Consider the following 12,069-nt stretch of genomic DNA (forward strand, 5'->3'; position numbering starts at 1 on the left):
TTACCTGTCCGTCTTTTTAGGGTTATTGAGTGTCAGAAATGCACCCAAAATAGAAATGACCTACAATGGTTATGCTATCCATGGGTTTTATAGCACCATTGATGATCTAAAAGATTTAGAAAATACCCTTAATTATATCAATAATGGGCGAAGAGCATCCGTTAGCATAGCGCAGTGGTACTTGGCTTTAGAAGCCTATATCAATAGCATCATTAAAATAACTCTGCTCTTAGATGATATTGATCCAGAACCCATTATTCAGCAAGAAATCCAGCAGAGGCTAAGTTTTTTAATAACTAAACTCGGGTACGACAATTTCCCTGTTAAAAAAAGCGGGTTGTATGGGCGCATCAATGAATTCCGAAAATTCAGAAACGAGATTTTTCATGATCGGCATGTGGGCAAGATGATCATTTTTAAAAACACGCATTTCTCCGTAATTCCACAGCAATGTAACCAGGTCGATGTTATGCAGGCTGCGCTTTTATTTATTGAAGTAGCCAATCTATTCAGGTTTTCTATTCCGGGTTTGGATTTAATGCCTAACATTTCTATTGGCGATTCGACAAAGTTGCATTTCGACAAACTGGATATACTCTATGAAAGTATCTTACGACCAATTTTTCAGCAGGTATTAGCAAAATGGAGCTTGCAAACCCGTTTAAATTTATCGATTAGCGATCTCACGTCCCTAAAAGCGAGTGCCACTTTTAAAAAGGGGGAAGTAGTTATCGTATCGGTGGTGGAACAAGATAAACGATATAAAGTTCAACCAGGCATGGTGCCTACCAATATTGGCAGTACCATTTACACAAAATGTTTGGAAGGGTACCACCTGCCTGAAGGCCATTACAGTGGATTGAACTTTATTTTGGACTGGCCCGATCTCTATAAAAGCATGTTTCCTATGCGGCGTTAATCATGACGCATCAAAAACTTTTTGCAATTCCTCTATTGTAAAGGGCGTATCGGTAAAGTAACCGGATTTGGGGAAATCAACTGCGTTATCCCGATAAGTAATCCAGGTTGGTCCGACATTTATTGCAAGCAAAAAACGCTTGATATATTCTTCAGCGTCATAATGATTGCATTCGGCCCACTCTGTGACAATTGTTTCGATGGCTTTAAATTCATTGTCGTACTTTTTATTGTCATAGTTGTAAAACAAGTTCTGTAAATATTCCTTCCGTTCTACACTAACAGAGCCTCCAGGTACAATTAGGGACAGAAAATCAACAGCCAAAACCTGGATAGGCAAATTCGATGTATGTAAAAGCTTTTCCAAATACCCATCTAAAGAAGTGTCCGAATCTGCATAAAACTCATCGGTGGGAAAACCGCACAATTCAAATGCCTTATACATTTTGTGGTGCTGGAATTCATTATCAATACAATCATTTCTTTTACATTCACCTTTTATCACATTACTCTTACATTATCTAAGGGGACGCGATCAATCAATTTATTAAATGGATCGATCCCAACACTTTCAGGCTTTCCTTGCACAATAACTGAGATTGTATGATTACCACTTTTTAATTTCATCCTTTTTAAATATAAAATATTATTAGGCGAGGTTTCATTTTTGATTTTTTGCCCGAAGATTCCAATATCTATAAAATCGTTCATTTCCACAGGTAAATCGTTTCCTTTGCGGTCAACATGAACCTTAGATGTACTAACTTGAAAAATTACTTTAAATTTATTTCCGGCAAGTGGTATTATTTTAGTATTGAGCACTTTATTGTTATAAAAAGTAATATTTTCCCATGTATCTTTCAAATAGTAACTAAGAGAATCTGGTGTGTACTTTTTAAGATAACGATACAAATCGTTACTTCCTGCAAAAGGTGGAATAGTTCTAAATTTATATTCTTCTTTAAACTCACGTAATGCTGAATTGATATTCCGTTCTCCAATAAGGTCTCTTAATCCATATAATACCACGCCTGCCTTATCGGGCATAAAACGACCATTGCTTGTTATTAATGGCTGCTCAATGAATTCGCCTTTATTATGTAATAAATTATAGAGCCAAAGCTGCCTACGTAAAATTCCTTGCATGTTGAATTTTCCATATTTTTTCTCCATCATTACTAATACATCATAAACCGGCAAGCCATCAGATACTACTTGAGAACCGGGTGATTTATTCGGAGCTACCTGAAACATCCACCATTGTTGGGCCAATGTCTTTAAACTTTCATAATAGCAATAATCATAGGGAAAATCCTGGCCACCGCGATTATTGAAATCTGCATTCCAGCCACCATTTTCATTATAAGTATTAAGGTTGGCTGACGATGTTAATTTCCGAGTGTATACATTTGTTTCAGCAAGTCTCATATATCTGAACGGATATTCTCCATACGCGAGAGAATAATAATTTAATCCCGCCTTTATAGCATCCTGATAACGTTGGACATTTTGGAAATGATCTGAATGATAGTATACTTCCGTCATAACATTTTTCCCATTCGGTACATTAACGACACCTCTCGAAATACAATACTTTGCAGAGAGAATAGAAAAAGCAGGATATATTCCGGGATTATTCTGGACATAATGAAAATAGTTTCGACCATTTGCCGTCCATCGACTTTTGAGATCACCATTTGTCAATGCTGTTTGGTCTCCGGAAGTGCTAATTATAACATCTAAAGAAAACAAGTTTGCTGCCTTCCCAAAAACAAGCTCATTAACGCGATCAGAGTCTTTTAGTAAAACATCTTCACCGGGTCTAGCTGGCAATCCCCTTAGTTTTCGCTCATAAGGACTTTTTAATTCTTCATCTTCATTATATCCCAGTCCTGGTATACCGCCATTAAAAAATGTCCCGTTATTTACGATATCTGTACTATAAACATTATTAGTAAACCCTCTATGATTAACAGATGATCTAAACTCAATTTCGACCGAATCTCCGGGATTTACCGGTTTCTTAAATTGAAATAATCTATAATCTGCTGTATCCGTCTGAGGACGTAGCCAATTGAATTTTCCACGGGGATATAAAAGAGGTGTTGAAAAAGGTATTCCAATATTATTTATTTTCAAACTGTAATCATCTAGGCCGTCGCCATCTACAAGCAATTTATCGATAGGTTTGCCCGCGTTATTTACTAATGTAAAAAATCCATGAGTCCTCGCTTGCTGTTCATCGGGAAAAAGATCTACCCATAATTTTATAGCAGTTACCTTGAGTAGAGGAATTTTATCATATGGTTTTAAAACCTTTTCATACAATGCTGTTCGCTGATCCAACTCTGGCTGCGTCAGATACGAGTTTAAATAATTTAAATTATAATATAAAAACCCGCCCACTGAAAAAAAACAAACCGAAACAATTAGAGTTATTTTTTTTGTTTTTCGATCAAACCGCTGCGCTAAAAGTTGCAGTCGCTCTCTAAACGTTGTTGATACCCCCTATAGAAAAACAAAGAAGCTGCAATAATCATCAGTCCGCTCCCTAACAACCAATATAGATTAAACCAAAAAACTGGGCGCCACATATGACCGATACCATTCATATCGGAAACTATATAATCAGGTGTGTAAGAAAATAGAAGGATATTATAATTAAATACTTTAGAGATGTGTAAAAAGAAAAGTACCACCCAGATAATAATACCAATCGCATGCGCTGCAAATTTGTTATTGATCAGAACATGAATGAAATAAGAAAAAATTACCATTTCCAAAAAACGTGGTAATATCAGGGTGAAAATTTCCATAAAATAAATAGAAAATTCAAAGTGGAGATACCCCTTAATTACCTGAATTGCGACACCCATTATTAATGGTATCATCGATAAAAATAAACTTAATATAATCAAACTAAGAAGGCGTGAACCATTTAATACCCAATTAGGGGTAGGTAATGAATCGTTTATATGTGCATATCGAGTTAGCCTGTCGCGGTGTATAGTTTCACCTGTATAGAAAATGATGATAAAGAATATGAAGAATATAAATACATCAAAGAAAGTTTGCATTAAAACTACTGTCCTCGGAAATTTGGGGATATCATAAAATGTGTCGCCCAAGTTGAAAGCAAAACCCAAAAATAAAAGGCCACAACCTATGATAATCCAGAAGTAATTATCTTTAACAATATTAGAAAGCTCTGTTTTAATTAGAACGCATAACGTCTTTATATTATAAAGGCCATTAAAGCTAACTTGAACATTCGGATCCCCCCCCGGTTTATGATATCATTGTTTATGTTATTCCTTTTGCTCCGAACATCACTAAAAAACTCCTCAAAGTTAAATCGCAAGTAGCTGAACAGTAAAATTAGCAAGCCTAACGAGGTCCATAGAATGCGGTTGATCAATAGTGGAATTTCAAATTGAATCATTTTTGTATTCCTAACTTGATCATTGGCTAAGACGAACTGCGAACGAATGCCATTAAAAGCGAAAGGATCAGCCAAATTTGTGACAAATTGATTTTGCAAGTGAGCCAAAGAAAAACTACCGATAAGATAGCCCACAAACATGACGATTCCACTGCTGTAAATTACCTTAATATTACGAGTGATAGCAACTAAGCCAAAAAAAACGACGATGTAAAAAAAGATTAGGAATAATAATGAATAAAAATGGTTTTAGATAGTATTCGAGGTGATTGGGACCGTACCTTGCTGTTTCACTCCACCCCATTAATGGGCCTAAAACTGTTCCGGTAAAAGCTCCCAAGATAATTCCACTAGCAATAATTAGCACAAACATCAGCGAACTGCAATATCTACCCCAAAAATATCCCGCCTTACTAATAGGGTAAGTGAGATAATACGCTTTGGTATTGTATTCTATGTCGCGATACAATGGCATGCCCATAATATAGGATGTAACTAGCATCAAGAAAATACTAATCCAAGCCGAAGAAAGTGCAATTAGCATTGGACTATTAAAATGTTCTTTTTCACCAACTGGTAATGATCCTGTTGAAAAGCCAAATGCTACAAGAATAAAAACTGCCGCAAAATAAAAGTATAAAGTGGGCCTACTGAGGCGAATTTTCACCTCAAAAACAAATATTTTCCAGAACATAATGATATGATTTATATTGTATTAATATCCATGCGTGTTAGAATATTGCTAAAATAAACGTCCTCCAAATTAGGTAATACAGGAATAAAGCCATTTTGAGGATGAATGTCGTTTACGACGCGAATATGTAACTTTCCAGCTTTAAGCTGATTTGAGATAACTGTAAAATTTTCCTGGTAAATACGGAGTTCATTTCTATCGATGGCTTTACTGAATATTTTACCTTCTATATCATACACAGCGGTTTCAGGTTTACCGGAGTATAAAACCTCGCCTTGGCAAATTATAGCAAAATCAGAACATAGTGTACTCACATCTTCAACGATGTGAGTTGACAAGATTACAATCGTATTTTCCCCGAGCTGACTCAATAAATTGTAGAACCGATTACGTTCAGCCGGATCGAGGCCTGCAGTCGGTTCATCCACGATAATCAATTTCGGATTGCCAATTAAGGCCTGGGCAATACCAAATCGTTGTTTCATACCACCAGAATAAGTTCCAAGGTTTTTAGCTTTATCATTACTCAGGTTTACTTTATCGAGAATTGCCCTCACAAGTTCCTTCCGTTCATTTCTATTAATAACCCCTTTCAGTTGAGCGATATGATCAAGCATCCGCTCTGCCGAGATTTTTGGATATACACCAAATTCTTGTGGTAAATAGCCCAATAATTGCCTCACCTTTGTTTTCTGGTTTAATACATCTATATCGTCCAGAAACACAGACCCTTCATCTGCTTCCTGCAGAGTTGCGAGTGTCCGCATCAATGATGATTTGCCCGCGCCATTTGGTCCTAATAAGCCAAACATACCATTGCTCAATGTTAAGGAAACATTATTCAATGCCTGAACTCCGTTCGAATAGGTTTTAGAAAGTGAATTGATGACTAATTGCATTAGAAAATCGAATTTGTAGTATTATGGTTTAATAAGCGAATTATTTGCAGCTCCGTTCACAACTAACTGGCTACTATCAGCCAAATGATAATTGAGGTCTGTTATTTCGGCATTGCGCAATACCAACTTACTTCTGTTAAGAATTTGAAGATTTGCGTATTCAAAATGATTGTCTTCTAATATTGTGATCTTTGAAGCACTTCTAAAACTTTGCCCAACGACCGCTTTTACAAAACTTATATGATTTCCGGCTAGGACGACCTGACTTCCATAGTTTTGAAGAATTGTAATTGAGTCCTGCTTAAATCCTTTTATCAATGAATAATGCCCCTTTGGGCTTTCATCGGCAGTAGTGTCGATAATTAACTGACCATCGCGGACTGACATGGAGCTGATATTAATTGAAATAATTCGAGGACAAGATATGATCAACAAAAATGAATCATTATTTAAAAAAATCGGGGAGCCTTTCTTTACACCAATTTGCAGTTGGGTGCCGTTCTGTTGAATTTGCACATGCTTAATGGCACCAGGTGCGATTTTAATACCATATGGTCCTTGTATGAATTTGATATTTGCAATTTGGGATGCAGGGATTTCAAAAGCGTCAAAGTTTTTAAAACTTAGATTCTTATAGCATGCGTATTCATCAGTATAATTGCGATTCAGAAGTGCTGCTTTAAGAACGTTGTCATAAATCATTAGTGACATGATTAAAACGCTAGCTGCAGCAATGCAAAACATGGTACTTGTTTTCATTTTTTGTTCTTTGTTACTGACTGCATAATATTTTCTTTATATGCGACATACCTGTTCTCCAAATCTCCAAAGTCGATATCCAGCAAATAAATATTTCTGAAAAAATCCGGTAATTGATGTTTCAAAAAACGCTCTTTACGATATGCTTTAATTTTTTGTAGGCCATCTGGAGCAACAAACAAGCCTAGCCCCCTTTTATAAACAACCACACCTATGCTTTGCAAAAATTCGTAAGCACGTATTACGGTGTTAGGATTCACTTCTAATTCAACGGCGAGATCTTTCGTAGATGGAATCTTCTCATCTGGAAGGCATCTCTTTAAAAGGATACTCTCGCTAACATAAGCAGCAATCTGCAGATAGATTGCATCCTTGTCTTTAAATTCCATAATGAGTATTTTTCATACCTGTTTTTCTGTAAGCTTAAAATATGCTGCAATCCAAAGTAGAAAAGACAGCAAAATAAAAACCGAGTGTCTAATCCAAAAAAATTCCCAGGATTTATGGATATTTCAATTCGTTTATCAAAAAAACAGTCGTGGTATAGGGCACCGCCGCCACGATATTCATTCCTGTTATAAATCGGACATAAGTATTATTCGCAATAATTAAAATTGAAATAATTAGAAAATATAGCAAAGCGGTTTTCACGAAATGTAAATTTCTAAAATAAATAGCAGCATATAACGCTAAAGCATGAAAAACACTGTACAGTGTAAGTATTGCAAAAAATGAGCTGCTCCCTGTATTGTCAACATTATCGAATAGGTTTAGTATGGTTAGTTCAGGTGCACTTGCTTTGCTTAAATTCAGGAGAACCAGTATCACGAGATAAAAACACGATACGACAACTATCAAGAAAACAGCAAATGTGTAAATCCAGGCAACAAGGAATTTTTCAAATTGGGAAGCCGGCAGGGAAAGGGCATAAATGGCCTTTTTGTTGTCACCCAACGCGGAAAAAATAGTGCAGGTAAATATTGTCCCGGAAAAAAGACCACCCAACAAAGTAATATTAATTGAATATCGACTTGTAACCGTACGTTTAGCAAATAAACAAGAAAGATCCCAGCAACAATCAAAATACTCATTGTTACCGCTAATGCCATTAAATACTTTTTGTAATGTTCAGTTGTGAACTTTATGAATAGCTTGGCAAAACGACTCAGTTTAAAAATATTAATCATTGTTGGACGATATTAATTTTTCCAAGACAGCTTCGTTGTCTACGATAATAGCATTAAAAAGAAGTTCCAGATCAATCTTACTGTATTCACCAGAAGTATTTTTCACAATGACGTTTTTACCTTTCGGGCTACTTTCCTCGTATAAAATATCCAAATCTTCGGTATCATTATAGTTTTCAAAAAGCAGCTTTTCTTGAATTACATCTATTGATTGATTAATCTTTATTTCACCGTTATGTAATACAAGTAATGTATCGATCAAACTGTCGAGGTCTCTTACCTGATGCGTTGCAATTACAACACATCGGTCAATTGTCAGAATCGAAGCAATCAGTTTTCTAAATTGCACTTTGGAAGGGATATCCAATCCATTAGTGGGTTCATCCATTACCAAAAGACTGGTACCTGCAGCCAATCCAAATGCTATCATGGCCTTCTTCTGCTGACCGAAAGATTGCTTATCCATTACTTCGTCTGCATCAACATCTAAAACTTTCAAATTATTGTAGAATTCAGCCTGATTAAATTTCGGATAGAAATATCCAGTGCCTGCTTCAAATTGTCTAGGAGTCAGATTTGGAACAAATATATCTTCAGGTAAAAAATAAATGTCTTCCAATACCGCAACCGATCTTTTAGAAACGCTCACGCCTTTAAATAGACAAGCCCCTTGTTGGGGAAATGAGAAACCAGTTATATTCTTTAGCAAAGTAGACTTTCCGGCACCATTTTTTCCGAGCAAACCATAGATGTGCCCACTTTCCAAGTTCAAGTCAAGACATTTGATTACCTGCTTATTTTCACGATATCCAAAATGCAAGTTTTTAATTTCAACCATGTTTAACAGATAAATAGATAGATAGTGTTATAGATACATAGTACACTACAAATATGAAACAAATATTCGAATTCTAAAAACTTATTATTTAAATTTACAAGCTAAATTATATTAAGAAGTCTATTTAACATTTACACCAAGAACCATTAAGCGTACTTCAAAATACTTTTCTTAAATAAAAACTGCCGGTTATTTCGTGAAGCGATAAATTCAAGGAAGAACAGTAGTTTTTGAGCGGTCTTATGGGCGCCGCGTTTCATCGACATTGGCTGAATATTAATCAAAACTTAAAACCTAAAATTCGAGTCAAGTTTTGAATACTGCTTTTGTTTTCTGATGTATTCGGAGTAAATTTCTACTTGTTCGGGATATAAACTTAAATCATTTGTTGGAGTGCCATCATTATAATGGTATAAAGACTGATCGATGAATTGGCACCGTTCATTCCCACACATTTCAATCATTGGATATAAAAGTGCTGCGTCAGCTGCAACTTTCATATATTCACCAGGCTCAAAGATATCATTTAATACCAGCGGATTTATAAGTGAATACAATCCGGCCTTATTTGTTCTAAAATGTGATACAGCCCAGTAATTTCTTGTAGAATATATCACCTCATCAGAAGGTAGAATAGCCGAGTAACCTTCCATTCCTAACTTCCCTCTTACAGAGGATTGGTGCTGTGACCAAATTAGCCATTTATTGGGATCGCTTTGATATGCGTTATATATAATAGAAATTGCATCTGACTTTAAAAGAAAATCATCGCCATCCACTACGCCAACTATAGAATTTGGATTAGACACATATTTTAAAACACTATCAAAAGTATTTCCTGCGCCATAATATTTTTTCTTGTTTTTAACATATATAACGTTTCGCTTATTTGATTTAACAGAAAAATCCGTTTCCGATGAGTCGATGCTAAAAAGACTTCTTACCACCTGGTCTGTGGCATCGGTAGACATATCATCCCTAATAACGATTCCAATGTCTTCAAAATCTTGATTTAAAACTGATAAGATTGCTTTGTCAATTGACGTTTCAGCATTGAACGCAGGAATTATTACAATAAATTTATTGGAGATCTCCCAAGACCCCCACTGTTTCCATTCACTCATAACTTTTTAATTTGCATATCGTTGCAACTAATTTTACTGGACTTGATGTAAGCAGTTCTTCATCCGAATTAATTGCCAACAGATACTTTTTCAGGCTTTAATTAGATTATTTAACTTGATTTATTTTTAAATGTGGTTTGCTTCTGAAGTCATATTTTCTTGATGCTCGTCCAGGAAATTGTGTATAATTTCCTGGACGCACATATTACTTCATAATTCAGATTATGTTTTTTCGGGTAAACGAGCAGTAGTATCAAAAAACTTGGAATGTCGGTTTATGGCGAATTAGGAAGATATAATCTTCGCAAATTTAAAATGCGAGTTGTAAACTTGACGGTTATTGATCTTCCCCTTGAGAGAACATAATATGACAGATAGTAGGTCTCCAGAAATATTTGCCGGCGGTATTATAATCTGCTTGGCTGGCAAATTACTATTGAGCTTTGACAGTTTTGAGAAATTACGTATTCTTAATATCTAAAGTTTGATAGTTATGTAATTGTAAGTTATCAACTGACTTGTCAATTAATATTATTTCATCTATTGGCGTTTTATATGGAATTCGCTTGTTTTTGGTTCGCGATCATTCCTGGTTGTAATGTTAATATCCCGAGTCGTGAACCGGGTCGATAATGGCAGTTGCAATTACCCTGTCGCCTTTATACGGATTTCGACCGTGCGCAACTAACATATTATCAACAAAAATAATATCACCTTGTTGATAGGGAAATGTTGTTACGTTTTCGGCGTAGGCTTTTTTTATTTCTAAATACTCATCCTCATTTATTTCCGAACCATCGCCAAAAAAACTTCCGATGTTATATATTCGGCCGGAAAGGGGTGCCCAAATGGTATTCCACATTCTTCATATCTGGAATATTTGTGGAAGAAATAAACGTGATTAAACCATGTTTCCTCATTTGATTTAGGATGGATATAAATTGCCGGCTTACTCCACTCTATCTGCATTCCGCGATTACTTGTAAACTTGTAATCTATGTTGTATTTTAAACATGTTTCCCTTACTACATTTAAATCGTCTGTTTGAAATACTTCCTGCCAAGGCATTCCCATGTCAGGCAGTAAACTTCTTCTGTATCGAACACCTTTTTTTAAACTTATCAATTAAATCTGATGAAATACTCTTAAGAACTTTTCGGGAATCTGCTAATGGAGTTTCCCCTCCAATATCAGCGGGCTTTAAGCAGCAAAAGACAATTTTACCTCCCCATACCCTACTATAAGAAGATTCATTGTGTAAATATATTTTCCTGTTATTAGGATACGTGGTGGATAAATAAATATTCTTAATAGATTGATTTAGCTGTTCTCTTGGGGACGATCTAAACATATATGGCAACGGCTCAGAATTAAAATTATCCAAAAACAACTTAAAATCCCCCGGCGTTTTTATTGAAAAGTTTCTAAATAGTATTGCGCCATACTTAACGAGATCGGCAGTAAATTTCTCATGATTGACAACAACCCATTTCGATAAATCCATTTGGGCATCTTGAGGTCTTATTATTAGCGGTAATTGTTGATTATCCGAATGTCCTTGTTTATTAAAATAGTCTATAATTGGGGTTTCATTTTCGTTACTTGGTTTCATTTCAATTAAATATTTTATGAAAAATTAAAATCTTTTATTCTCGGAGATCGCTTGATGTTGATCGGAATTCAACAGCAGTTTTTTGTCCAAATCAATTAGCATCACTATTCTTGTTTCATCTGTTTTGTTCCATGCTTCATGTAAAAAAGTATCATCAAACAGGAGGGCTTTTCCTTCAGTCCACTTTTTGCTCGTACCACCAACTTTAATTTGACAATCACCTGGTGGAATTTTAATTCCAAGATGGCATCGAAGAACCGTATCGGTATAGCCGACATGTGGATATATTATTGCATTGGGCCGCATGATGGAAAATCCGGCGGTAATAACTAAATCATTATGTTGTTTAATAAAGGCTGAAGATACTGGACATTTAGTCAACGCGTAGTTATTGTCTTCCTTAAAAAATCTAAAATCAAAAATGTCCCATCCGGAATTATAAATGTCTTTTTGGGGCCACTCCTTATATTCATCCGTTGAAATAACGGAGAAAAATTCTTCTTTTATTTTTTCATAACTTTTTTCTAAGTCTTTAATAAAATCAAAATCAGATGGTTCGTAAAAGGCTGGTTTGTTGTTTTCCATATTTTTTTGAG

13 protein-coding genes are annotated in these 12,069 nt (G+C 35.4%); 1 reads left to right on the forward strand and 12 read right to left on the reverse strand.

Annotation, left to right across the window (positions count from 1 at the left end):
- Positions 1-55 precede the first annotated feature (55 nt).
- Positions 56-919, forward strand: coding sequence for a hypothetical protein (locus ACRQ5D_RS34450; protein ID WP_432328200.1), 864 nt, complete (start codon positions 56-58; stop codon positions 917-919).
- On the opposite strand, the gene ACRQ5D_RS34455 is transcribed toward ACRQ5D_RS34450, so the two are convergent.
- The 12 genes from ACRQ5D_RS34455 to ACRQ5D_RS34510 all read right to left on the reverse strand — a co-directional run bounded on the left by ACRQ5D_RS34455 (position 920) and on the right by ACRQ5D_RS34510 (position 12,058).
- The gene (locus ACRQ5D_RS34455) at positions 920-1,363 is read right to left on the reverse strand and encodes a hypothetical protein (RefSeq protein ID WP_432328201.1); all 444 of its coding nucleotides are present in this window, start codon (positions 1,361-1,363) and stop codon (positions 920-922) included.
- 56 nt (positions 1,364-1,419) lie between these two features.
- Entirely contained in the window at positions 1,420-3,264 is a 1,845-nt protein-coding gene (locus tag ACRQ5D_RS34460) for a hypothetical protein (RefSeq protein ID WP_432328202.1), read from the reverse strand.
- 122 nt (positions 3,265-3,386) lie between these two features.
- Positions 3,387-4,046: a hypothetical protein gene (locus ACRQ5D_RS34465; RefSeq protein WP_432328204.1), complete on the reverse strand. Its 660-nt coding sequence runs from the start codon at positions 4,044-4,046 to the stop codon at positions 3,387-3,389.
- Positions 4,047-4,532: 486 nt separating this feature from the next.
- A complete protein-coding gene (locus tag ACRQ5D_RS34470) occupies positions 4,533-5,054 on the reverse strand; it encodes a hypothetical protein (RefSeq protein WP_432328205.1) in 522 nt (173 codons plus the stop codon).
- Between the two features lie 11 nt (positions 5,055-5,065).
- The gene (locus ACRQ5D_RS34475) at positions 5,066-5,953 is read right to left on the reverse strand and encodes an ABC transporter ATP-binding protein (RefSeq protein ID WP_432328207.1); all 888 of its coding nucleotides are present in this window, start codon (positions 5,951-5,953) and stop codon (positions 5,066-5,068) included.
- 21 nt (positions 5,954-5,974) lie between these two features.
- Positions 5,975-6,712 (reverse strand): hypothetical protein, encoded by a 738-nt coding sequence (locus ACRQ5D_RS34480; RefSeq protein ID WP_432328209.1) that lies wholly within the window; start codon positions 6,710-6,712, stop codon positions 5,975-5,977.
- Positions 6,709-7,101, reverse strand: coding sequence for a GntR family transcriptional regulator (locus ACRQ5D_RS34485; protein WP_432328211.1), 393 nt, complete (start codon positions 7,099-7,101; stop codon positions 6,709-6,711). The genes ACRQ5D_RS34480 and ACRQ5D_RS34485 overlap by 4 nt, the downstream gene beginning before the upstream one ends.
- Positions 7,102-7,891: 790 nt before the next feature.
- Positions 7,892-8,737 (reverse strand): ATP-binding cassette domain-containing protein, encoded by an 846-nt coding sequence (locus ACRQ5D_RS34490; RefSeq protein WP_432328212.1) that lies wholly within the window; start codon positions 8,735-8,737, stop codon positions 7,892-7,894.
- 287 nt (positions 8,738-9,024) lie between these two features.
- Complete coding sequence (locus tag ACRQ5D_RS34495; protein WP_432328213.1) at positions 9,025-9,861, reverse strand: glycosyltransferase family 2 protein; 837 nt, start codon at positions 9,859-9,861, stop codon at positions 9,025-9,027.
- Positions 9,862-10,462: 601 nt separating this feature from the next.
- Entirely contained in the window at positions 10,463-10,723 is a 261-nt protein-coding gene (locus ACRQ5D_RS34500; RefSeq protein WP_432328215.1) for a TauD/TfdA family dioxygenase, read from the reverse strand.
- 213 nt (positions 10,724-10,936) lie between these two features.
- Positions 10,937-11,473: a TauD/TfdA family dioxygenase gene (locus ACRQ5D_RS34505; RefSeq protein ID WP_432328217.1), complete on the reverse strand. Its 537-nt coding sequence runs from the start codon at positions 11,471-11,473 to the stop codon at positions 10,937-10,939.
- A 24-nt stretch (positions 11,474-11,497) separates the two neighbouring features.
- Complete coding sequence (locus ACRQ5D_RS34510) at positions 11,498-12,058, reverse strand: aspartyl/asparaginyl beta-hydroxylase domain-containing protein (protein WP_432328218.1); 561 nt, start codon at positions 12,056-12,058, stop codon at positions 11,498-11,500.
- Between the last annotated feature and the right edge of the window lie 11 nt (positions 12,059-12,069).

It is taken from the genome of Mucilaginibacter sp. P25 (assembly GCF_050859465.1).
Lineage (GTDB): Bacteria > Bacteroidota > Bacteroidia > Sphingobacteriales > Sphingobacteriaceae > Mucilaginibacter > Mucilaginibacter gossypii.